At 58.5% G+C, this 23,537-nt stretch carries 20 protein-coding genes; 13 read left to right on the plus strand and 7 right to left on the minus strand.

Features of this window, described 5'->3' with window-relative positions; all coding sequences use genetic code 11:
* Window position 1 precedes the first annotated feature (1 nt).
* The 3 genes from AC2FJ5_RS17680 to AC2FJ5_RS17690 all read right to left on the minus strand — a co-directional run bounded on the left by AC2FJ5_RS17680 (window position 2) and on the right by AC2FJ5_RS17690 (window position 3,694).
* Window positions 2-2,404: a GcvT family protein gene (locus AC2FJ5_RS17680; protein ID WP_496794164.1), complete on the minus strand. Its 2,403-nt coding sequence runs from the start codon at window positions 2,402-2,404 to the stop codon at window positions 2-4.
* A gap of 111 nt (window positions 2,405-2,515) precedes the next feature.
* A complete protein-coding gene (locus tag AC2FJ5_RS17685; protein WP_496794166.1) occupies window positions 2,516-3,145 on the minus strand; it encodes a glutathione S-transferase in 630 nt (209 codons plus the stop codon).
* 18 nt (window positions 3,146-3,163) lie between these two features.
* Window positions 3,164-3,694: a class I SAM-dependent methyltransferase gene (locus tag AC2FJ5_RS17690; RefSeq protein WP_496698819.1), complete on the minus strand. Its 531-nt coding sequence runs from the start codon at window positions 3,692-3,694 to the stop codon at window positions 3,164-3,166.
* A 200-nt stretch (window positions 3,695-3,894) separates the two neighbouring features.
* Between AC2FJ5_RS17690 and AC2FJ5_RS17695 the strand changes: the two genes are divergently transcribed.
* The 5 genes from AC2FJ5_RS17695 to AC2FJ5_RS17715 are packed head-to-tail and all read left to right on the plus strand — an operon-like array spanning window position 3,895 to window position 11,104.
* The gene (locus tag AC2FJ5_RS17695) at window positions 3,895-5,667 is read left to right on the plus strand and encodes an ABC transporter ATP-binding protein (RefSeq protein ID WP_496794167.1); all 1,773 of its coding nucleotides are present in this window, start codon (window positions 3,895-3,897) and stop codon (window positions 5,665-5,667) included.
* Window positions 5,660-7,570, plus strand: a complete 1,911-nt coding sequence (locus AC2FJ5_RS17700; protein ID WP_496794168.1) for an ABC transporter substrate-binding protein — start codon at window positions 5,660-5,662, stop codon at window positions 7,568-7,570. Before AC2FJ5_RS17695 ends, AC2FJ5_RS17700 begins: the two co-directional genes overlap by 8 nt.
* Window positions 7,571-7,584: 14 nt before the next feature.
* Window positions 7,585-8,613: an ABC transporter permease gene (locus AC2FJ5_RS17705; RefSeq protein WP_271951540.1), complete on the plus strand. Its 1,029-nt coding sequence runs from the start codon at window positions 7,585-7,587 to the stop codon at window positions 8,611-8,613.
* The gene (locus AC2FJ5_RS17710; protein ID WP_142639373.1) at window positions 8,610-9,764 is read left to right on the plus strand and encodes an ABC transporter permease; all 1,155 of its coding nucleotides are present in this window, start codon (window positions 8,610-8,612) and stop codon (window positions 9,762-9,764) included. Before AC2FJ5_RS17705 ends, AC2FJ5_RS17710 begins: the two co-directional genes overlap by 4 nt.
* Window positions 9,761-11,104 carry a CoA transferase gene (locus AC2FJ5_RS17715; protein WP_496794170.1) on the plus strand — a complete coding sequence of 448 codons (1,344 nt, stop codon included), beginning with the start codon at window positions 9,761-9,763 and terminating at the stop codon, window positions 11,102-11,104. The genes AC2FJ5_RS17710 and AC2FJ5_RS17715 overlap by 4 nt, the downstream gene beginning before the upstream one ends.
* Window positions 11,105-11,201: 97 nt before the next feature.
* On the opposite strand, the gene AC2FJ5_RS17720 is transcribed toward AC2FJ5_RS17715, so the two are convergent.
* On the minus strand, window positions 11,202-13,577 hold the full coding sequence (locus tag AC2FJ5_RS17720; protein ID WP_496707689.1) for a mechanosensitive ion channel domain-containing protein: 2,376 nt from the start codon (window positions 13,575-13,577) through the stop codon (window positions 11,202-11,204).
* A gap of 368 nt (window positions 13,578-13,945) precedes the next feature.
* Here AC2FJ5_RS17720 and AC2FJ5_RS17725 point away from each other — a divergent pair, with 368 nt between their 5' ends.
* The 7 genes from AC2FJ5_RS17725 to AC2FJ5_RS17755 are packed head-to-tail and all read left to right on the plus strand — an operon-like array spanning window position 13,946 to window position 20,442.
* Window positions 13,946-15,160 carry a glycosyltransferase family protein gene (locus tag AC2FJ5_RS17725; RefSeq protein WP_185956733.1) on the plus strand — a complete coding sequence of 405 codons (1,215 nt, stop codon included), beginning with the start codon at window positions 13,946-13,948 and terminating at the stop codon, window positions 15,158-15,160.
* Entirely contained in the window at window positions 15,157-16,404 is a 1,248-nt protein-coding gene (locus AC2FJ5_RS17730; RefSeq protein ID WP_496794171.1) for a glycosyltransferase, read from the plus strand. The genes AC2FJ5_RS17725 and AC2FJ5_RS17730 overlap by 4 nt, the downstream gene beginning before the upstream one ends.
* A complete protein-coding gene (locus tag AC2FJ5_RS17735; protein ID WP_496794173.1) occupies window positions 16,404-17,480 on the plus strand; it encodes a glycosyltransferase family 4 protein in 1,077 nt (358 codons plus the stop codon). The genes AC2FJ5_RS17730 and AC2FJ5_RS17735 overlap by 1 nt, the downstream gene beginning before the upstream one ends.
* The gene (locus AC2FJ5_RS17740) at window positions 17,477-18,061 is read left to right on the plus strand and encodes a histidine phosphatase family protein (protein ID WP_496704086.1); all 585 of its coding nucleotides are present in this window, start codon (window positions 17,477-17,479) and stop codon (window positions 18,059-18,061) included. The genes AC2FJ5_RS17735 and AC2FJ5_RS17740 overlap by 4 nt, the downstream gene beginning before the upstream one ends.
* Window positions 18,058-19,206, plus strand: a complete 1,149-nt coding sequence (locus AC2FJ5_RS17745) for a glycosyltransferase family protein (protein ID WP_496794175.1) — start codon at window positions 18,058-18,060, stop codon at window positions 19,204-19,206. The genes AC2FJ5_RS17740 and AC2FJ5_RS17745 overlap by 4 nt, the downstream gene beginning before the upstream one ends.
* Window positions 19,196-19,969, plus strand: a complete 774-nt coding sequence (locus tag AC2FJ5_RS17750; RefSeq protein ID WP_496794176.1) for a polysaccharide deacetylase family protein — start codon at window positions 19,196-19,198, stop codon at window positions 19,967-19,969. Before AC2FJ5_RS17745 ends, AC2FJ5_RS17750 begins: the two co-directional genes overlap by 11 nt.
* On the plus strand, window positions 19,966-20,442 hold the full coding sequence (locus tag AC2FJ5_RS17755) for a class I SAM-dependent methyltransferase (protein WP_282022256.1): 477 nt from the start codon (window positions 19,966-19,968) through the stop codon (window positions 20,440-20,442). Before AC2FJ5_RS17750 ends, AC2FJ5_RS17755 begins: the two co-directional genes overlap by 4 nt.
* On the opposite strand, the gene AC2FJ5_RS17760 is transcribed toward AC2FJ5_RS17755, so the two are convergent.
* Complete coding sequence (locus AC2FJ5_RS17760) at window positions 20,443-21,582, minus strand: alpha-D-ribose 1-methylphosphonate 5-triphosphate diphosphatase (protein ID WP_496794178.1); 1,140 nt, start codon at window positions 21,580-21,582, stop codon at window positions 20,443-20,445.
* A gap of 52 nt (window positions 21,583-21,634) precedes the next feature.
* Here AC2FJ5_RS17760 and AC2FJ5_RS17765 point away from each other — a divergent pair, with 52 nt between their 5' ends.
* Window positions 21,635-22,318, plus strand: coding sequence for a DUF1045 domain-containing protein (locus AC2FJ5_RS17765; RefSeq protein WP_496794180.1), 684 nt, complete (start codon window positions 21,635-21,637; stop codon window positions 22,316-22,318).
* On the opposite strand, the gene AC2FJ5_RS17770 is transcribed toward AC2FJ5_RS17765, so the two are convergent.
* Window positions 22,300-22,848, minus strand: coding sequence for a ribose 1,5-bisphosphate phosphokinase PhnN (locus AC2FJ5_RS17770; protein ID WP_496794181.1), 549 nt, complete (start codon window positions 22,846-22,848; stop codon window positions 22,300-22,302). The two genes, AC2FJ5_RS17765 and AC2FJ5_RS17770, sit on opposite strands and share 19 nt — an antisense overlap.
* On the minus strand, window positions 22,845-23,528 hold the full coding sequence (gene phnL, locus AC2FJ5_RS17775) for a phosphonate C-P lyase system protein PhnL (protein WP_496794183.1): 684 nt from the start codon (window positions 23,526-23,528) through the stop codon (window positions 22,845-22,847). The genes AC2FJ5_RS17770 and phnL overlap by 4 nt, the downstream gene beginning before the upstream one ends.
* Between the last annotated feature and the right edge of the window lie 9 nt (window positions 23,529-23,537).

A 23,537-nucleotide genomic window follows, 5' to 3' on the forward strand; every position in this document is an offset into this window, starting at 1 on the left:
CTCAACCCCGCATCGCTTTGCCCTGTGGATCATAGGGCGACGGCGCGATGACCCGCGCAGGTCGTTCGACCCCAACCACATGGACAGACAGTTCAGTGCCTGGTGCGGCCTTGTCACGATTGACCAGCGCCATCGCCAGGGACTTGCCGGTGTAGTGGCCATAGCCGCCCGAGGTGACAAAACCCACGTGCTCTGCCCCTGACCAGACAGGTTCGTATCCGCTGGCATCTGCGTCCAGAGCATCGACCTCAAGCGTCACCTGAACCTGCGCGGGGCCATTGCCGTCGCGTTCGGCAATCGCGGCCTCTTTACCAACGAAGTCTTTGTCCCAGTCGATCCAGCGATCCATGCCGGTCATGCCCGGCGTATAAAGCTGAGTGAATTCCGCCGACCAAATGCCAAAGCTTTTCTCAAGCCGCGTCGACAGCATTGCGTTGAAGCCGCATTCCCGGATGCCCGCGTCGGCCCCAGCCTCAAGCAGCATCCGGCGCAGCTTGATGTGATCGCCATAGCGACAGTTGATCTCATAGCCCTTTTCACCCGTGACAGACATGCGCGCGACCCGAGCGCGAACAAGGCCAATATCGAAATCGCCACAGCCCATGAACTTCAGGCCCGAGATGTCCTGCTCGGCCAGTTTCTCGATCACCTCTTGTGATTTCGGGCCGACCAGACCAAAGCCGCAATATTCCTCACCCAGATCGCGGATTTCAACGCCGTCGATCATATGATCGTCGAACCAGCGCATATGCCAGGCGCGCAGGTAATAGCTGCCCATGATCCACCAGGTGCCATCGCCCCAATTCAGAACGGTCAGATCCCCTTTTAGCCGCCCATTCTCACCCAGCATTGGTGCCAACTTGGCCCGTCCCGGCGCGGGCAGTTTCGAAGCCATCACGCGATCCAGCCACAGCTCGGCATTTGGCCCGGTGACCTCGAACCGGGAAAAGCCAGAGATGTCCATCAGGCCGACGCCCTCGCGGATCACCTTGCATTCCTTGGCCACGATGTCATGCGCGTTTGATCGCTTGAGGGTCGGCGTTTCCTCGAACCCTTTCGGCGCGAAGTACAGCGGCACCTCAAGGTCCCAGCTGACACCCCATTTGCATCCCGCTTCAGTCATCGCGTCATGAGCTGGCGCCATCTTCAGCGGACGACCGGCAGGCAGCTGTTCGTTCGGATATGTCATCACGAAACGGCGGGAATAGAATTGCCCGGTGGTTTCACGGATATAGCGTTTGTTCTGGGCAAAATCGCCATAGCGGGCAATGTCCATCGGCCATGCATCGGCCTCGGGCTCGCCATGGATCATCCACTCAGCCAGCGTTTTGCCAACGCCGCCGCCCTGCAGGAACCCGGCCATGACAGCGCAGGCGGTCCAATACCCGCGTTTGCCTGGAACCGGCCCGACCAGCGGGTTACCATCGGGCGAGAATGTAAACGCCCCGTTGACCCAGGTTTTGATGCCGACATTCTGGATCGACGGATAGCGTTCAAAGCCCAACGTCAGTTCATTCTCGATCCGGTCAAGCTGCTCCTGAAACAGTTCCTCGCCATAATTCCACGGCGCGCCGTCCATGGCCCAATGTTCATGGTCGACCTCATAGATACCGACCAGAACGCCCTTTTGGTCTTGCCGCATATAGGTGAACCCCTCGAGGTCCACGGTCATTGGCATCTCAAAATCCGCCGCCGCCACTTCGGGTACTGTATCCGTGATCAGATAGTGATGTTTCAGCGGCGACACTGGCAGCTCAACCCCAGCCATGCGCCCGACCTGCTTGGCCCAAAGCCCCGCGGCATTGACCACGTGCTCGCAAGTTATTGTGCCCCTGTCCGTCACGACCTGCCAGCCATCATCGGTCTGGATCAATTCCTCGACCTTGGTCTCCTCGTAATACTCGGCACCGCGTTTCTTGGCGGCAGTTGCATAGGCCTGAACCGTACCGGTCGTGTCGATATAGCCCTCTCGATCGGCCCACATCGCGCCCAACACGCCGTCGGTCGACATGATGGGGCAGCGCCTCTGCGCCTCTTGTGGGGTCAGCAATTCGCAATCATCGATGCCGATGGACTGGAAGGTACGATAGTTGGCCTGCAGCCACTCCCACCGCTCGGGCGTTCCAGCCAAAGTCAGACCACCAGTCATGTGCAGGCCGATATTCTGCCCGGATTCCTTTTCGATCTCGCTGAGAAGGTCGATTGTATAGGCCTGCAGCGATGCCATGTTCGGATCCGCGTTCAGCGCGTGAATACCGCCCGCCGCGTGCCAGGACGATCCCGACGCCAACCGCCGCCGTTCCAGCATGACCACATCTGACCAGCCGAATTTGGCCAAGTGATACAGAACCGAGGCGCCCACAACGCCGCCACCGATGACCACAACGCGATACTGAGATTTCATTATGCTCTCCCCTGCATGACTCGAGGGAGACGCTAGTGATACTGTTCACACCTGTCTAGACATTTCTGTACAGTCCAGGTGTGCAAGTTCAGACAGCTCAATTTCAACGCATTAAAGCTGTGCGCTTGGACGCGATGCGATCTTGTCGAACCAAGACAGCGTCGCGGTATTTTCCTGTGGAATCCGCATCTTGATCACGCGGGCAAAGTCAACGAACACAAAGGTCGAGATATCGGCCAGCGTGAACTCAGCCCCCGCAACAAACGCACTATCCTTCAGCCGCGTTTCAAGCAAATCGAAAAACCGGCCAACCCGGTCCATGCCACGCTGTGCCAGCTCGGGAATCTGGGCATAGTTCGCCGGGCCCGGAACCGCCCGATCCTTGAACGCGGGATGGGTGTTGCGCAGAGCCTCAGCAATAGGCACTCCACCCTGCTGCTCGACAATGCTGTTCCACATCAGGACCAGCCCCTTTTCATCTGGCGTACGTCCCATCAAAGGTGGTTCGGGAAAGCGCGCCTCAAGATAGGCGGCAATGCCCAGGTTTTCGGTCAGCGTTGCGCCCTCATCCGTCACCAGAACAGGGATCGTCGCATTGGGGTTTACTGCAAGGAAAGCGTCATCCAACTGTTCCGCCTTTGCAATCGAGATATTGCGCGTTTCAATCTCCAGCCCTTTTTCTGCGATGAACATGCGCGCGCGGCGCGGGTTTGGAGCGGTCGTGCAATCATAGAAAAGCATTTGGCAACCCTTTCGCACTCAGCGGCGGTAGATGAAACAACGTCCGTCTACCGCATGCTCAGGCAAGGGCATCTCGGTCAGGTTTTCGAAGTACATCCGGTCGCTGGACACCATCAGCCCACCTTCTGCCAACAACGGTTCTATCAGGGGGGAAACCAACCGCGCGAAAGCATCGTTCTTGTCCCTGTTATGGCCGCCAAGATCCGCATGGATCAAACTGGCCGTCGCCCCAAACCGTTCCAGCGCCGCAGGCAGAGTCTCACGCACATCCCCCAGAATCACCAGATCCTCGGGCGGGGTAGAGTCCGGATGAGAGGCCACGGCGCGCTCGAACACATAGACCGGACGGTTCTGAATGTACTGAACCATGTGATGATAGGTGCGGCCGTTGCCCAACCCCAGCTCGAACACCGGACCGGACATGGTGCTTGTCTGTGCAATGGCATGGTCTAGGCAGGCGCGCTGGGACACCATGCGGTCGATGAACAGGTCAAGACGGCTTTGGGGATCGGGCACTGGGAAATCTCTCCTTGATATTTGACGACACATAACCTGTGACCGACATCGCATGTGATGACAAATCCTCAAGGCATTGTGTAGGCAAATCGGCCTCAGTTTCACGTTTTCGCGACATTTCACCCTAAGAACGGGTTTGACTATACAGGCACAACCGCGCGAAACTGCGACAAAAAACACAGGGAGTTGATCAAGCCTATGCCGAGCTACGGCCTAACGGGTGGAATACCCGCATGACTGCGTTGTTGTCTGTCCGGGACCTCAGCATCGGATTTGGTGCCGGAGAGTCTGTGGTTCAAGGCGTCAACTTCGACGTCGAAGCGGGACAGACACTTGCGCTTGTGGGTGAATCAGGGTCGGGGAAAACGATCTCATGCCGGGCTGCGTTGCGCATTCTTCCCCGAGCAGCCCAAATTCGAAGCGGCACGATTACTCTGAATGATTCCAAAGGCATGGAGGAACTGACCCAGATCAGCGAGCGTCAGATGCGCGGCATTCGCGGCAATCGGATCTCGATGATATTTCAAGAGCCGATGCGCTCGCTCTCTCCCCTGCACAAAATTGGCAATCAGGTCAGCGAAGTTCTTTGGCTGCATCGCAACGCCTCCGAGGCACAGGCCCGCAAAACGGTTCTGGAACAGTTCGAACGCGTGGGTTTTCCAGACCCTCAGCGCGCCTATGATTCTTACCCGTTCGAGCTGTCCGGCGGGATGCGCCAACGCGCCATGATCGCTATGGCCATGGTTTCCAAACCGGAATTACTGATCGCGGACGAGCCGACGACAGCATTGGACGTTACGACACAGGCCCAGGTGCTGGGGCTGATCAAAGAGCTTCAGCGTGAAACGGGAATGGCGCTGATCCTTGTGACCCATGATTTGGGGGTCGTCGCCAATATGGCCGAACAGGTCGTGGTCATGCACAAAGGCCGCGTGATGGAGGCTGGAGCTGCGGCACCGATCCTGACCAGCCCTGCTCACCCCTATACCCAACAGTTGTTCAACGCCGCGCCCGAGATTCCGGATCAGGACGCGGTTGGCATCCCGATGCCCGACGAAGATCTGATCCTTCAGATGAAGGCCGTGTCGAAAACCTATACGATGCGATCCAGCAAGGGCTGGCAGGGCGAACGCCTGATCTATGCCTGCCGCGGAGTCGATCTGAACCTCGCGCGGGGCAAGACGCTCGCGATCGTCGGCGAAAGCGGCTCGGGCAAAACTACGGCTGCCCGCATCGCACTAGGGGCTGAGCCGCCTGATCCGGGCGGAGAGGTTCTGTTTCGAACCTCCCCCGATGAAGAAGCGATCACCGTTCACAAGATGACCCGGACCCAGCGCACCGCGTTTCAGCGCAAGGCGCAGATGGTGTTTCAGGATCCCTACAGCTCTCTCAGCCCTCGCATGCGCATTCAGGATGCGATGACCGAACCGTTGGAGATTCACCGTATCGGATCGACCGCCGAGCAGCGCGAAAAAGCGGCCGAGATGCTGACACGTGTTGGCCTGAACGCCGATATGCTGAAACGCTATCCCCATGCTTTTTCCGGCGGCCAAAGACAGCGCCTGTCGATTGCCCGCGCAATGATGCTCGACCCTCAGCTTATTGTCTGTGACGAACCCACTTCGGCTCTGGACGTATCGGTTCAGGAACAAATCCTGACGTTGCTGGAACATTTGCAGGACAGCCTGAATTTGTCGTATTTCTTCATCTCGCACGACCTTGCGGTTGTTGCACGCATTGCCGACGAAGTTGCTGTGATGCGTCGTGGGCTTGTCGTGGAACAGGCCCCGCCCGAGACACTGTTTTACAACCCTCGTCACCCTTACACCAAGGCACTGATTGCTGCGCAACCAGAGCCCGACATCAACCGCCCCATCGACCTGAATTTGGTTGCTTTGGGTGCTGGTTCACCTGACAGTTGGGATGACGCCTTCCGATTTACCGACTCCGTGGTACCTTCATTGGTAGAGATGGAGCCCGGCCATAAGGTACGATGCCATGTTTAAGACCACTCGCCCGCTGTTACTGGCCGTTGCGCTGGCCGCAACATGGGCCCTGCCCGCCACGGCAGACTTGCCCGAGCTGCAAGAAAGTACTTTCTGGGAAACCGAAGTGAATGCGGGGAACCTTCCGCCCATACAGGACCGAATCCCCGCCGAACCCCTGATTGTGGATCTTGCTGCAAAAGGCAGGGAATTCGGCAAACAGGGCGGCACTTTGCGCACAATGATTACTCGGTCCAAAGACATCCGGCAGATGGTGGTTTACGGATATGCCCGCCTTGTTGGCTTCGACCAGACCTATCAGGTCGTTCCAGACCTACTTGAATCCTTCCAGAACGATGACAACCGCAAATACACCCTCAACCTGCGTGAAGGTCACAAATGGTCGAATGGCTCTCCGTTCACTTCCGAGGACTTCCGATACTGGTGGGAGGATGTGGCAAATAACGAACTGCTCAGCCCGTCGGGACCACCGGATTTTCTGATCGTCGAAGGCAAGACTCCGACCGTGACCTTCCCCGATGAAACGACCGTTGTGTTTGAATGGGAAGATCCCAACCCCGGCTTCCTGCAGGCTCTGGCACAAGCGCGCCCGCCTTTCATCTACCGCCCTTCCGAGTTCCTGAAACAGTACCACGAGAAATACGCTGACGCAGAAAAGCTTGCCTTTCAGGTTGAAGATTCCCGCGTCAAAAGCTGGGCAGCTTTACACAACAAACTCGACAACCTTTACAAGTTTGACAACCACGAGTTGCCAACTTTGCAGCCCTGGTTGAATGCAAGTTCGGGCAAAAAGATCCGTCACAACTTTGTTCGCAATCCCTATTTTCATCGCATCGACAGCCATGGGGTGCAGCTTCCCTATATCGACGTGGTCGAGATGGAGATCGTGGCCGGGGGTCTGGTTGCTGCAAAAACCAATGCTGGCGAATCCGATCTACAAGGGCGCGGACTGGCGTTCCGCGACGCTTCGATCTTGAAAAAGGGCGAGGCTGGTGGAGACTACAAAACCTTGCTGTGGAAAACCGGGGTGGCCTCACAGATCGCGATTTACCCCAATCTGAACTACGAAGACGAAGCATGGCGTGCCGTTTTGCGTGACGCGCGTGTTCGTCGCGCGCTGTCTCTGGCAATCGACCGCAAAACGATAAATCAGGCGCTGTATTTCAAACTGGCCCATCCCGCCGCGATGTCGGTCTTGCCCGCTTCGCCCTTCTTCAACGAAGAAAACGCAAAGGCATGGGCACAGTACGACATCGAATTGGCGAATGCGCTGCTTGACGAGGCCGGCCTGACCGAGCGCGACAAAGACGGCACGCGACTGTTGCCCGATGGCCGCCCGATGGAGCTGGTCATCGAAACCGCAGGTGAGCGGCAAGAGGTCGAAAACGCCTTGCAAATCGTCACGGACACATGGCGCGACATTGGCGTCGATCTTATTATGCGCCCATTGGACAGGGACATTCTGCGCAACCGAGTGTTTGCCGGCAGCACAATGGCGTCCGTCTGGTTCGGCTGGGATGACGGCATCCCGCAACACCACACCTCACCAGCTTATCTTGCCCCTACCGATCAGGTGTTTTTGGCCTGGCCAAAATGGGGGCAGTACTATCAGACTGGAGGCGATGTTGGCGAGAAACCCGATATGCCTGAGGCCGAGCGCCTGATGGAACTGGCCCATAACTGGGAGGTCGCCTCGACTGATGAGGAACGCAAGGCCGCATGGGATGAGATGCTGAAAATCCACGCTGACCAACTTTATGCCATTGGCATTCTGAACGGTGCGCCTCAGCCTATCGTCGTATCGAACCGCCTGCGCAACGTCCCCGAGCAGGCCATGTGGGCCTGGGAACCCGGCGCACATTTCGGAATTCACCGGCCGGACGAATTCTTTTTCGCCGACTGATCAGGAGCAGCCACATGGTCATGCTGCGCTATGCAGTCTATCGCTTTTTCACGATGCTGCTGACCCTTCTTGTGGTGTCGGTTCTGGTATTCGTGATTATCAACCTGCCCCCGGGCGACTATCTCAGCAATCAGATCGCGGAACTGCAGGCGTCCGGACAATCGGCGGGTGTGGCCAAGGCAGAATTCCTGCGCGCGGAATATGCGCTGGATCGCCCCATGTGGGAACAATATCTGATCTGGATCGGTTTCTGGCCCGGCCCGCATGGGTTCGATGGGCTGGTGCAAGGCAACTACGGCTGGTCCTTTGAATTTGACCGCCCGGTCGCAGAAATCGTGGGCGACACGCTGTGGCTGACCGTCGTGGTCAATCTGGCCGCCATCCTGTTCGTATATGCGGTGGCCTTGCCACTGGGTGTCCTTGCAGCCGCGAAGTCGCGGACCTGGATCGACTATACCTCGGCCTTTGTGGGCTATTTGGGTCTGGCAACGCCGAACTTTCTACTGGCACTGATCCTGTTCTACTATGGGCACCGCTATTTCAACCTACCAATCGGAGGCCTGATGGACCCGTCCTTTGAAGGGCTGCCGATGAGTTGGGAAAAGCTGAAATCCATCCTCGTCCATTTGATCGTACCGACCTTTGTGATCGGCACATCTGGCGCCTCGGCGATGATGCAGCGACTACGGGCGAATATGCTGGATGAGCTGGGCAAACCCTATGTGGAAACCGCAATCGCCAAAGGCATGGCCCCGTCGCGGATGCTGACCAAATACCCGCTGCGCGTGGCCTTCAACCCCTTTGTCGCGGATATCGGAAACCTGCTGCCTTCGATGGTGTCCGGTTCGGTTCTGGTATCGGTTGTTCTGGGCCTTCAGACAATCGGCCCGACATTGCTGACCGCGCTGAAAACCCAGGACCAGTTCCTGTCCGCCTTCATCCTAATGTTTGTGGCTTTGCTGACACTGATCGGTACGATGATCTCTGACATTCTGCTGGTCATGCTGGACCCGCGCATCCGATATGAGGGGCGTGAAGCATGACCCAACATCCTGATGGTCGCTATGTCGACGACGCACCATTCGATCCCGATGCCGCCCTGCAACAACTTGAGCGCGCCGATTTGGATGCTCCGAACTGGATTCTGGTCTGGCGCAAATTCCGAACCCACAAGCTGGGCCTGATTTCCGGCGTCTTCCTGTTGCTGTGCTATCTCATGCTGCCCTTTGCGGGTTTCATCGCGCCTTATGGCCCGAATGAACGTAATGACGAGCACCTCTATGCCCCGCCGCAGAGCATCAACTGGTTCCATGAGGGCGAATTCATCGGCCCCTATGTCTATTCGATGGTGGCCGAGGCGGATCTGGAGACCTTCCAGTGGAAGTTTGTCGCCGACACCGACACCCCGCGGCCAATCAAGTTTTTCTGCGAAGGGGCCGAGTACAAGCTGGCGGGTCTGATCAAGTCGGACACGCATCTGTTCTGCGCACCTGAAGACGCGACTTTGTTCCTATGGGGGTCGGATCGGCTGGGCCGTGATGTATTCAGCCGTATCCTCTTTGGCGCCCAGCTGTCATTGACGGTGGGTCTGATCGGGATTTCGGTGTCCTTCTTTCTTGGTATCCTGTTCGGCTCGATTGCGGGATATTTTGGCGGCAGAATCGACTGGGTGATTAACCGTATAATCGAAATTCTGCGCTCACTACCTGAATTGCCCCTTTGGCTCGCGCTATCAGCGGCGGTCCCCTCGAATTGGAGCCCGGTCGCGGTATTCTTCATCATCTCGATTATCCTGGGGATTCTCGACTGGCCTGGCCTTGCGCGATCTGTTCGTGCCAAATTCCTTTCGCTACGCGAAGAAGAATACGTACGTGCAGCCGAAATGATGGGAGCAAGCTCGGGCCGGGTGATCCGCAAACACCTGCTACCCAACTTCATGTCGCACCTGATCGCATCGGCAACCCTGTCGATCCCGGCAATGATCCTGGGCGAAACGGCGCTCAGCTTCCTTGGGCTTGGGCTGCGCGCCCCGGCCGTCAGCTGGGGTGTGATGCTGAACGATGCGCAGAACCTTGCCTCGATCGAGATCTACCCCTGGACGGCCATCCCGATGCTGCCGATCATTGTCATCGTGCTGGCATTCAACTTTCTGGGTGACGGGCTTCGTGACAGCCTGGATCCGTATCAGCAATGACGCTGTTATCCGTACTGCCATCACCCGAAGGGTATCGGACAACCGGCACCGGAGCGCGACCCAGCGTGTATGCAGTCTCCGAACTGGCGACCGCCAGCTTTGCGGCTGTTGGTCAGGAACTGGCACGCCTGATGGGCGCGCTGAACCTGACCCAAAGCCCGCCCGAGATTTTGGTTGATCACCGGTTGGCGTCTCTCTGGTACGGATATTCTTTCAAACCCGATGGCTGGGAAATGCCCAACCTCTGGGACAGCATCGCCGGTGACTACCTTGCCAATGACGGTTGGATCAGGTTGCACACGAACCTGCCTCAGCACCGTGCGGCCGCCCTGAAAGTCCTGAAGGTCAAAGGAGATCGGGACGCGGTTACAAAAGCCGTTGCAACCTTGTCGGCGGCCAGTCTTGAAAACGCTATCGTGGCCGAGGGCGGTGTCGCAGCCGCCATGCGCAGCCGCGGGGAATGGCAGGATCATCCACAGGGGCGCGCGGTTTCACGAGATCCGCTGATCGGGTGGCACAAACCCCGACAGATTACGCTTCGCAATCGGCCACAGGCAACGGCCAAGCGCCCGCTGGCAGGTCTGCGCGTGCTTGATCTGACCCGCGTTCTGGCCGGTCCGGTTTCAACTAGAACTCTGGCGGGGTTCGGGGCAGAGGTCCTGCGCATTGATCCTCCGGGTTGGGATGAACCCGGTGTGATCCCGGACATTTCCCTGGGCAAGCGCTGCGCCTATCTTGACCTGAAATCGCCGGAAGGTGCCAAGACACTTCACGCGTTGCTGGCTCAGGCGGATGTTTTCATTCATGGCTACCGCCCTGGCGCATTGGACGCGCTGGGCCTCACCCAAGCCAAACGGGACGAGATTGCCCCGAACAGAGTAGAAGTCACGCTGAATGCCTATGGCTGGCAAGGCCCTTGGTCTTCGCGGCGCGGATTTGACAGCCTCGTACAGATGAGCAGCGGGATTGCCGATGCAGGTCGGGTATGGGCCGGTGCAGACAAGCCGACACCCCTGCCGGTGCAGGCGCTGGACCACGCGACTGGATATCTGATGGCTGCCGCCGTCCTGTCAGCATTGTCCGAAGCCGCGATGGGTGCGCCGATCATGCAGGCCCGATTGTCGCTGGCACGCACGGCTGACCTGCTGACCATTCTAGGCAAGTTCGACACCAAGACAGAAATTGGCGCTTCGGTTCCTGCGGATTTCACGACCAAAACCGAAACCTCTGGATGGGGACCTGGCCACAGGTTGAAGCCCGCGCTCTCGGTTGGTCCGGCCCAGATGTCGTGGGACCTGCCCGCAAGCAAACTGGGCACGTCGAGCGCCACCTGGTCATAGCCCTACGCCTACGCCCTCGCCGGCAGCCGCGCGGTCCGGCCCAACGCTTTGGAAGGGGTCTCGTCAGAGACGCAGCCCAAAGAGGCGGGAGCGGTCCCTAGCGGTCGTCGCCTCCAGGACCGATATCGTCCAGATAATCCTCGTCGATGGCCGCATGCACTGCACCGGTCACCGCTTCGCGTTCCTGCGGTGTCAGGTTTTCGGCCTCTTTTCCGTCGGCAAGCCTGACGGTCACCTCACGATGCGCAAACTTGATCCCTTCGCGGGCAAACAATTCGCGGATATCCTGATAGACCTTCTTACGCACCAGCCACTGATCGCCCGGCTTGGTCATGAACTTGACCCGAATGATCATCGCCGAATCCTGCATTTCGATCACGCCCTGCGATTTCAACGGCTGGATAAAATTATCCCCAATCACCGGATCGCTCAAAAGCTCTTGGCCCAAATTCTTGATGAGTTTCCGTACTTTTTCGACATCGGTGTCATAGGTCACCCGCAGGGGCAGCTTCATGATCACCCAATCACGCGAATAGTTGGTAAGAACCTTGATCTCGCCAAAGGGGATCGTATTCAGTGCGCCCAGATGGTGCCGCAACTGGAACGACCGGACCGAGATTTTCTCGACCGTCCCCTTCACATCGCCAATGTCGATATATTCGCCTTTGCGGAAGGCATCATCCATCAGGAAGAACGCGCCCGAGAAGATATCCCGGACAAGCGTTTGCGACCCGAACCCAACGGCCAGACCCACGACACCGGCACCGGCGAACAGCGGGCTGACATTGATACCCAATTCCATCAGGACAATCAGAACGATGGTCACAACAACAACCGCCAGAATTGCGCCGCGGAACAACGGCAGCAGTGTCGCAAGACGGCTTTGCCCGCCTTCCCCGCCCTCGTCGCCCAGTTCAACCTCTCCACCGGCTACGTCTTCTTCCTCAGCAATCTTGGTATCAATCCAGACACGAAAGAAATGGAACAAGATATAGCCCATGAACAGGATAACCATCACGTCCAGAGCCCGTTCAATAGGCAGGTCTTCGCTCCAGCTTGCGTCCGGATTCCATATTACGACCAGAGCATATAACCCGACGACAAATGCCAGGATGCCGGCCACACGTCGCGCCAGATCCTCATAGGTGACGATCGAGTGCTTTCTCTTTTCAGCTTGCGGGGTTTGGGGAATCTCATCCTCTTCAACGCCGGCGCCAGTCTCTGTGTTCAGCTCTTCAATCTGGCGATTGCGGACGAAGTAGCGTTCAAGCAGATAGTTCATCGCGCCATAGGCAATGACCACAGACATGAAGATGGCATAGCTGCTGGCAACAATCGGAATGGAATTCTCGTTCTCAAGCACCAGATCAACAGCCAGTTTGAACCAGCTGAACACGATATAAACTGCCAAGACCGGAGCCCAGGCAATCGATATCAGGCGCAAAATCCAGGATACCTGTTCCTTTGACCGCCCGCCTCGGATCGCGTTCGAGATGGCGCGCGCGTTGAACAAAATCATCAGAACATTGCCCAAGGCGCCAAACATGGTCAGACCGCCATAGACCATCGCATAGACATTGTAGTTCAGACCAAAATCCGCAACCCAGGTAGAAAACAATACTACCGAGATATCATATGTCGCGATTGCCGAGGCCCAGACGTAAAGGCGTTTTGCCTCCCGGTCGGAAAAGGGCGGCAGCCGGTACTGACTGAGGTAAGGAGACAACACCATACGCCAAAGATCGGAAACTGTGCGTGCAAGAAAGAATGCCGTAAATATGGCGGTGGTCGTGAACTGAATCGAAAGATCTTCAGCCTCGCCAAAGATCAGATAGCCCACGATCAGGGCCATCAGCATCGCGAAGATCGTGGCCCCAACACCCATGAAAAAGCGAAAGACCAGAAAGGGCATTTTTTCGCGATAGCCCTGCGGATCTTCTTTTGACCGCGCCACCACCAGCCTTTTTGCAAGACGCTTTCCGTAGATTTCTATCGACAGCCAGCGCCCCAGAAGAAGGAAGAGTATATTCCAGCCCAACACTTCGACATAGGTCTGTATTCGGCCGTCCGGGCTGGTTTCTCGCAAAACATATTGCACTTCGAAGATCGAATACGGCAAAGCCTGCAGGCGCGACTCCATCGACTCGCGGAACTTCGAGAACCGCTCTTGCGCCTTCATCAACTGTGACCCTTCGGACATCGGGTCATGGGCGATATCGTCGTGCGTCGAGGCGGTATTGCCACCGGATGAGACAAGCTGACCGGCGCTGTCGATGACAATGACGCTTGCACCCGCTTCGGTGGCCGATCGGATCGCGTCAGCCAGATCGCTTTCCTTATCTGCTTCGGATGTCGTGCCAGACCCCGAGCCATACCCGGGTATAAGCGAAGTCTGCGCCGTCGCTTCCGACCCCAGAGATAGCATAGCCACCCAGACGAACAGGGCCATTGCAGCCAATAGGTTAAATCTCATGAATTCTCGCTTCCGGGTCGCATGTTGTGGCAGGTTACAGAAGCTTTCCGAACACTTCAATTTGTGCGCCGCTGCGGTCCCGATAAAGTGCACAGGCGTGTTCCGGGTGCAATGAGTTGGAATCGGATGTTTTCATCCGCTTCAAAACTGAATATGACGGGCTGGGCATACACTTTCGGGCAAGCAGCTAAGGTCTTTGCGCAAAAACGAAAAGGCACCTTGCGGCTTACCAGAGGAATGGCTGACGTTTTACGCAGTCCCTTCCAGTCGGCGGGTCACAAGGCCCTTTGGCAAGACGGGTGAAAGACGATAAGCTAACAGGTGCCGATGCGCGGACCGACACCAAGACACTTAAGACAGGCGAAGGCATGAGCCTAGGAAGACAAAACGATACTACTGGCCGCGCGCCACGGATCCTGTTCTACAGCCATGACACGTTCGGGCTGGGCCATCTGCGCAGGTCTCGTGCACTGGCCGCCGCAATTACGCAGGCGGATCCAACGGCATCATCCCTGATCCTGACCGGATCGCCCGTCGCTGGCCGGTTCACATTTCCGCGCAGGGTCGACCACGTGCGTCTGCCTGGCGTGACCAAACGGGCGGACGGGTCATACGCGTCTCAGACAATCGGGATGGGGATCGACGAGGTGACCGAGTTGCGATCGGGGTTGATTCAGACCGCCGTTCAGCAGTTCGACCCGGACATTCTGATCGTAGACAAAGAACCCACCGGGTTCCGCGGCGAGCTATTGCCAACACTCGAAAACCTGTTGCTCTCGCAGCGCACCAAACTGGTGCTGGGTTTGCGTGATGTTCTGGATGAACCCGAAGTTCTGGCCGCAGAGTGGGAACGGAAAGAGGCAACTGCAGCGACTGAAAGATTCTATCATGAAATCTGGGTTTACGGGCTGCGTTCGATCTATGATCCGACCAAAGGGCTGCCTCTGAATCACGCGGCCCAGTCGCGCATTCACTGGACTGGCTATTTGCGTCGTGATCTGGGGCCAATCGGTACCCCACCGGAACAGCCCTATATCCTGATTACCCCAGGTGGTGGTGGGGACGGCAAGGCGATGGTGAACCTGGTTCTTTCGGCTTACGAAAAGGACCCCGACCTGTCACCACGCGCGGTATTGGTCTATGGCCCGTTCCTGTCTGGTGATCTGCGGGACGAATTCGAAACCCGTGTGGCCGCCTTGAACGGGCGTGTGACCGCCGTCGGCTTTGAATCCCAGATCGAAACGCTGTTCCACGGCGCGGCTGGCGTTGTCTGTATGGGCGGGTATAATACGTTCTGCGAGGTCCTGTCCTTTGACAAACGCGCCGTCATTGTTCCACGGACCAGTCCGCGTATGGAACAGTGGATCCGTGCCTCACGCGCCGAGGATCTGGGACTGATCCGGATGTTGGACGAGTTCCGTGACGGGCTAACAACCGATTCCATGGTCCGTGCCATTCGCGATCTACCACATCAGCCATTGCCGTCTCAGGCCATTGAACAGGGCCTGCTGGACGGGTTGGACTATGTCACCGGGCGCATTGAGGTATTGCTGAATCAGGAACAGGAACGGGCAACCGGATGACCGCAGGCGCGCCCAATCTGGCGGTGCTGGTCAAAGGGTGGCCGCGCCTGTCCGAAACGTTCATCGCGCAGGAACTTGTTGCTCTGCAAGAGGCAGGCCATCAGTTCGACATCTGGTCCCTGCGTCATCCAACCGATGTGAAACGGCATCCGCTGCACGACAGGTTTCGTGGCCAGGTTCGATATCTGCCGGAATATCTGTATCAAGAACCTCAGCGCATATGGGCTGCCCGCGAACAAGCGCAGCGTCTGCCGGGATACGGCGCGGCCCATAAGGTCTGGCGCGCTGATTTGCGCCGCGATCCCACGCATAACCGCATCCGTCGGTTCGGCCAGGCCTGTGTTCTGGCTGCGGAATTGCCCGCCAGCACACAGGTTCTCTATGCGCATTTCATGCATACGCCCTCGTCGGTCGCGCGCTATGCCGCGATCATGCGCGGCCTTCCGTGGAGCTTTTCAGCCCATGCAAAAGATATCTGGACGTCACCGGACTGGGAAAAATCGGAAAAGTTGCACTCCGACACTTACGGAGCAGCTTTTGGTGCAACCTGCACCGCGATCGGCGCCCAGCATCTGCGCAGCCTCGCCGACGATCCAGCACAGGTTGAACTGATCTATCACGGGCTGGACCTGAGCCGCTTTCCCGCCCCGCCGGAACGCAGTTTGCGCAGAGCTGACTGCCCTTTTCATATGCTGTCCGTTGGGAGGTTGGTCGAAAAGAAAGGCTTCGATCGCCTGATTGATGCATTTGCCATGCTGCCGGATGATCTTGACTGGCACTGGACGCATATCGGCGGAGGAAGCCTGAGCGATACCTTGCAGAACCGGGCCGCATCGGCCGGGTTGTCCGGGCGCATCACCTGGAAAGGGGCCTGTGACCAACCCGAGGTCATCGCCGCGATGCGCACAGCAGACCTGTTTGTTCTGCCCAGCCGGATCGCCGCAGATGGGGACCGGGATGGCCTGCCCAATGTGTTGATGGAAGCCGCCTCGCAATATCTGCCAATCCTTTCGACCCCCGTTTCTGCGATTCCTGAGTTTATCGAGACAGGCACGCATGGCGTCCTGACGGACGACGATCCGGTCGCGCTGGCAAATGCGATCTCAAAGCTGGCGGCCAACCCCGCACAAGCTGCTGGTATGGCGGGCGCTGCCTATGATCGCCTGATCGCCGAATTCCGCATGGACCCGGGCATAGCGCTTTTGTCTGCCAGGTTAAGCGCGCTGGGCGCGCATAAGAGCTGATGCCGCGCATCGCCTTCTATGCCCCGATGAAATCCCCCAACAGCCCGGTGCCGTCGGGGGACCGGGAAATGGCACGAAATCTTCTTCTTGCAATCCAAGCCCGAGGGGATGCGGTGGATCTGGCCTCGGACCTGCGCGTATTCGACAAGCACGGCGACAAAGAGGTCCAGGCCAAGCTGCGCCATGAGGCTGATGCCGAGGTGCTGCGCCTGACCTACGACCTACCTGCTGACACTGCGCTATGGGTGACCTATCACAATTATTACAAGGCCCCTGATCTGATTGGACCCCGTGTAAGTACGGCGCGAAACATACCCTATGTTCAGCTTGAAAGCACCCGTGCCTACAGCCGCCTTCAGGGGCCATGGTCAGGGTTTGCCCAAGCGGCCCATCAGGCCTGCGACGCGGCCCGGGTGATCTTTTATCACACCGCCAATGACCTCATCACGCTGGAACGCGAGCAGTTCGGAAATCAGGCGCTTGTCGAGCTTCCGCCGTTTCTTCCCGCCTCCTCGCTGCCGCAGGCCTCTAGCTGCGATGGCCCGATGCTGGCCGTGGGCATGATGCGACACGGCGACAAGCTGGCCTCTTACCGGGTGCTTGAACAGGCACTGCGCCACCTGCAGGGCGATTGGTCCCTGTCTATTGCGGGCGATGGTCCCGCCCGCGCCGAAATCGAAGCGCTGATGGCCAAGTTTGGCACGAAAGTCCGGTTTCTGGGGCAGCTTGATCGCGACGCGCTGCGCAAGGCTTATGCTACCGCATCCCTGATGGTCTGGCCCGGCGTGAATGAGGCTTATGGCATGATCTATCTAGAGGCTCAGGCCCATGGCATCCCTGTTGTTGCACAGGACAGGCCGGGCGTTCGGGATGTGCTGATGCCATCCGACTATCCTTCGGTTGCGGATGGGCCCGAAGGGCTGGCCGCAAGGCTGCGCACTCTTCTGGACAATCCGGCACTGCGGTCTTCTCAAGGCAGCCAATCGGCCGCATATATAGCCGCGCGCCACCTGATGCCCGATGCAACTGATCGGTTCTGGACGGCTGTTGATCCTTTGCTGGAGGCATCCACATGAGCAAGCTCGCCCTATTGCGCCACGGGCATACGGCCTGGAACCGCGCCGGGCGCATTCAGGGGCGCAGCGATATTCCATTGGATGAACAGGCTCAGACAGAACTGGCATGCTATTCCCTGCCCTCCCCTTGGGATCAGGCTATGGTCTGGTCCAGCCCGTTGGCGCGTGCGGCCCAAACGGCACAACTGGTTTCAGGGCGCGAACCGTTGAAGTCCGAGGCCCTCACGGAAATGAACTGGGGCGCTTGGGAGGGGCAGCACGGCACCGATCTCATTGCCGATCCCGCAAGCGGTTATCGCCATATCGAGGATTGGGGTTGGGGTTTCCTACCCCCCGGAGGTGAAAGCCCCGGCGAAATTTGGCAGCGGCTGGAACCTTGGCTTGCCAGTCTTGGCGAAAATACCGTAGCCGTTTGCCATATCGGTATCATGCGGGTCATTCTGGCCCGCGCCTGGGGATGGGATTTTGACGGCCCCGCCCCCTTTAAGATCAAGCGCAACCGCCTCTATATCGTGGACATGGAGTCCATGCGCCCCGAAACTGACCCTATCCGTTTGATCCGGCAGGAGACCCGCATATGAGGGTGATGATTGTTGTGACCCATCTGCTGGGCACCGGACATCTGAGCCGCGCACTTACATTGGGCCGGGCCTTTGCCGCTGAGGGTCACAAGGTCTTGCTGGTCTCGGGCGGAATGTCCGCGCCGCAGCTGGACCATACCGGGATCGACTTGCTAGGGCTGCCGCCATTGCGCTCAGACGGCACCAATTTCACGCGATTGCTGACGCAAACGGATGAGGTCGCAGATGCTGCCTATTTCGATGCTCGCAAGGTTGCCCTGACAGAGGCGCTGCGGAGCTTTGCCCCGGATGCGCTGATCACCGAGCTGTACCCCTTTGGCCGCAGATCTCTGGCGGATGAGTTCGACGCCCTGTTGGAGGCGGCCCACGCACAGGGTCCCCGTCCGGTTATTTTGGGATCTGTCAGGGACATACTGGCGCCCCCGTCCAAACCTGCCAAAGCCCAGCGCACCGAGGAAATCATTCTTGACCTCTTTGACGGTGTCCTTGTCCATTCAGACCAGAACATGATCCCGCTGGATGTAAGCTGGCCAGTCTCGGAACGTCTGGCGCATCGCTTGTTCTATACCGGGTTCGTGGCCCCTACGGCACCGACCCCGCATCTCAACGGGATTGGTAAAGGTGAGATTCTGGTAAGCGCTGGCGGTGGATCGGTGGGCGAGCCGATCTTTCGGGCAGCCATCGAGGCCGCACGAAAGATGACCAACTGGCGCTGGCGCCTGTTGGTAGGCGGGCTGGACTCCGCAGCACGCATAGAACGCCTGACAGCAGGTGTTGGCGACGCCCCTGTCACGCTGGAACCGGTGCGCCCGGACTTTCGACAAATGCTGCCCTTGGCTGCCGCATCGGTCAGCATGTGCGGCTACAACACGGCGTTGGACATTCTGCAGTCTGGCGTACCCTCGGTTTTCATCCCCTTCGACGACGGAAGCGAAGTCGAACAGACCTTGCGCGGCCAAAGCCTGTCGAAGCTGAGCGCAATAGACGTATTGCCAAGCGACAAGTTGACCGGAGATACCCTGGCGCAGGCTGTCGAGGCCGTTCTGGCCGCCCCCGCGCGGCCAAGTGCCGGTCAGGGTTTTGACGGGGCTGCAAAATCTGTCGAGATTGTACAATCACTTTTGGATCACGCCCATGACCGGTGATTGGCAGCCCCTGATGACCGAGCTTGATATGTGGCGGCGCGACGGGCTGTCCCTGCCGCTGTGGTGGAGGGATGATGACGCGGTCTGTGTCACGCTACAGTTGGAACGTTTGGAGGCGCTGTCCGCATCACTGGAACTGCCGGTTCATCTGGCGATTATTCCGCGTGACGCAGATGAAGATCTGGTTACCCATGTCGAAGGCTCGTCCGCATTGATACCGGTGGTCCATGGCTGGGCCCATCAAAACCACGCTCCGACAAACGAGAAGAAATCAGAGTTTCGACTGCATCGCCCCTTTCAGGACATACGCAACGATGCACGGGCCGGGCTGACCCGGCTACAGACCCTGTTTCCCGACAAGCTGTGCCCAATGTTCGTGCCGCCGTGGAACCGTATCGCCTCAGAAATGGTGCAGGAACTGCCGGGCCTGGGATATCAAATCCTGTCCACTGCGACGCCCCGAAAGGCAAAGATAGCGGCACCTGGCCTTATGCAGGTCAACACGCATCTGGACCCGATCGACTGGCGCGGGTCACGGGGGTTGGCCCCTCGGGACAAGCTGATCGCTCAGGCCACAGTTCTGCTGCGGGACAGGCGCGAAGGGCCTGCGGACAATACCGAGCCGTTTGGGATCCTGACGCATCACCTGGTGCATGATGAAGATATCTGGTCCTTTACGCGGGACATTCTGACGCGGTTTCTGGATGGTCCGGCGACCGTCTGGACCGCCCCAAAAAACGATAAATCACGGAGACCCGAATGAGCCGATTGGATTCAATGCTGCGCCGCCTGACGGCCCAACGCGACGGGTTGAACTGGGCGGTCGATCAGATTACAGATACGAGCGGCGATATACTGGACATGGGTTTGGGGAATGGCCGCACCTATGATCACCTACGTGAAATTCTACCAGACCGGCGCATCTGGGTAATGGACAGGGTTTTACAGTGCCACCCGTCCAGCACCCCTCCGGCAGAGGATTTTCTGCAGGGCGAAGCGGGTCCTATGTTAAAGAAACTAGCAGCCGGTGGCCCGAAAATAGCATTGGCACATTACGATTTCGGGCGCGGTATCAAGCAGGATGATGTGACTGAGGCGGCGATGCTCAGCCCGCTGATCGCTCAGGTCATGCTGCCCGGTGGGCTGCTGATATCCGGCCAACCACTGGTTGGGTTTGAACAGATCACCGGACCGGAGACCATCGCACCCGACCGATACCTTTTCTACAGGGCCTGATCAGGCCACACGTCGCCCTCGCGACCACACTCCGTTCAGGGCAGGCGCCCCTTCACGCATCCGGAACCGAATGACGTCGGCGCGCGCGCCTGCGCGCAGCTCGCCACGGTCTTCCAGCCCGACCACCTGCGCCGGGGACATCGTAACGGTCCGCAGTCCACGGGCCATGTTGCCCCACATCTCGCCCAGCCGTGCCGCCGACAGCAACAATGCGGCCGGCACATAGTCCGATGACAGAATATCCAGGTGTCCCAGATCGGCCAGTTCTTTGGCGGAGACATTCCCCGAATGTGACCCGCCCCGGATTACATTCGGCGCCCCCATCATCACCTTGATCCCGTGATCATGGCAAGCCCGCGCCGCTTCGACGGTAGTGGGGAATTCGGCCAGCCGGATACCGTGGCCCGCTGACACATGTACCTGTTCCCGGGTGGTGTCGTCATGGCTGGCCAGCATGGCCCCAAAACGCTTGGCCGCTTTTACGGTTTCCACCTCGTGCTTTTCGCCGTTCCTGTCCCTCATCGCCTTGAGGTCCGCGACATGCTGCTGGAATTCCTTGCCCTCCAACCCCAGCTTTCCTTTCAGATAGCTTTCGAGCTTTGAGATATCACGGAATTGACGCTGACCAGGCGTGTGGTCCATCAGTGACACCAGCCCAACACGGTCCTCGAGGCCGAATTCATCCAGTTCTTCGACCAGCGTTTCTGAACACAATTCGGCCCGCAAATGCAGGAAATGGCTGATTTTTAAGGCGTCTTGCTCTCGTAACTGCCACAGCTCGCGGGACAGGCCACGTGCGTATTTGTCGTAGCGCGGACCAGTCGGGATCGATCCGACGCGCATCGCATCGAACACGGTTGTGATGCCCGTGCTGGCCAGTTCGGCGTCATGGGCAAGAATTGCCGCCGCATGGGGCCAGTCGACCTTGGGGCGGGGCTGGATATGACGTTCCAGATTGTCTGTGTGCAGCTCGACCAGACCGGGGCTGACATAGTCACCCTCACAATCGATTGCACCGCTTGGTACCGCCGCGCCTGTATCGATCTCGGTGATGCTGTCGCCCTGAACCCGGACGCTGCCGTTAATGGTTTCGTCGGGCAGGATCAGCGTGGCATTGGCAAGGATCAATTCTTCTGTCATCTGAACTTCACACAGTTTGAGGTATTGGAAGGCCACGCAATAGGAGGCCAATGTGACATTCACGCGATACGCGATCTATTTTGCGCCACCCGCCACGGCGGAGTGGACGCAATTCGCAACCCGTTGGCTGGGCTGGGACATGGAGGCTGGCACCGCGGTCGCCCATCCTGGGCTGGATGGTGTGGATGTTGCTGCGGTTACGGAGGTACCGCGAAAATACGGGCTGCACGCGACCATGAAACCCCCGTTCCGCCTGCGCGAGGGGCAATCCGTCACAGCGTTGCAAGTGGCCTGCGCCACTCTTGCTGCCAGCCAATGCGCAATCATGATGGAGGGTCTTGAGATTGCCCGCCTTGGCCGGTTTCTGGCCCTGCGACCACTGGGCGACACAGCCGCGCTGAACGCGTTGGCCGCCGCCTGTGTTCAAGAGCTTGATATGTTCCGGTCCCCACCGTCGGCGGCTGAACTTGACCATCGCCGCGCCTCCAGACTGACACCGGATCAGGACGCCAACTTGGTCAAATGGGGTTACCCTTATGTGCTGAACGCGTTTCGGTTTCACATCACCTTGAGCGGTAGGTTGGACAAGCCCGTGCTGGATTCGGTCCAGCGCACCCTGGAAAACCATCTGGGGCCGCTTTTGCCGAAGCCCTTTCGAATTGCGGATCTGGCCCTGATGGGCGAGGCCGAGGATGGACGGTTTCACCTGATCCATCGCTATGCGCTTTCCAACTGAAGGCGGGACAAAATTATGGCCACCGTATCCTGCAGAGCACCAGAATTGTCGACCTCGATCACCCGGACCAGCCCCTTAGGCAAAGGGGTCTTGGCCTGGCCCAACCGACGCGCCTGTTCGCTGTCACTTTCGCGCCCGCGCAATGACAAGCGTTGCTCCAGAACGCTCGCGTCTGCGGTCAACGAGATAACAATCAGATCGCCAAAGATCTCTTGCGCCTGCAACAACACAGCGCGCGACAGGTTGACCAGAACCGCATCTGCCACCTGACGTTGCTGCGCAATCTCTTTCGGCACCCCATAGAGCAACCCATGTGCATGCCAGCTGAGCGCGAATGCGCCCTCACCTTCCATCTGTCGAAACGCGTCATCTGTGACCCGTTTGAAATCTTCCCCCGCTTCGCCTTCGGGGCGGGTGACGACACGGCGCAGCCGCTGGATACCTTTTGCGCGGGTTTCCAACGCCTCAATCACACTGTCTTTGCCGACACCTGACGGACCGACAACCGCTATGACCGGGGCAAGCATCATGCCGCAATTCCCGGCGTGAATTGCGAAACGTTGATCTCGCGATCGCAAACCTGCTTCCGCCCGTCAACATCATGGAAGATGCCGACAATCGCCGCTCCGCGCTCTTTCGCCTCAAGGATCAGGGACAGGACGGTTTCGCGATTCTGCGCATCCAGACTGGCTGTGGGTTCATCCAGCAGCATGGCCGGGTATTCATGGGCAAAGCCGCGCGCGATGTTCACGCGCTGCTGTTCGCCGCCCGAAAAGGTCGTCGGACTAAGGGACCAGAGCCGTTCAGGAATATTCAGACGCTCGAGCAGACGCGCGGCCTTGTCCAGTGCCTTCTGTTTATCGCAACCAACGGCAAGAAGCGGCTCGGCCACGACCTCAAGCGTTGGCACTCTGGGCACAACACGCAGGAACTGGCTAACATAGCCCAGCGTTTCGCGCCGCAGGGTCAAGATCTCGCGCGGTTCAGCCTTGGCGACGTCTAAACCACCGACCAGAACCTGACCCGAGGCAGCCAGATAGTTGCCATAGATCACCCGCATCAAGGTGGATTTACCTGCCCCCGACGCGCCGGTCAGCGCCACACACTCACCCGGTTCAACCCTGAGCGTAGCGCCCTGCATGACCGGGATCACTGCGCTGCCCTGATTGTGCAGGGTAAAGCTTTTGCTGACATTGTTCAGTTCAATCATTGTCCCGGC

This window comes from Ruegeria sp. CDSA221, assembly GCF_059611825.1.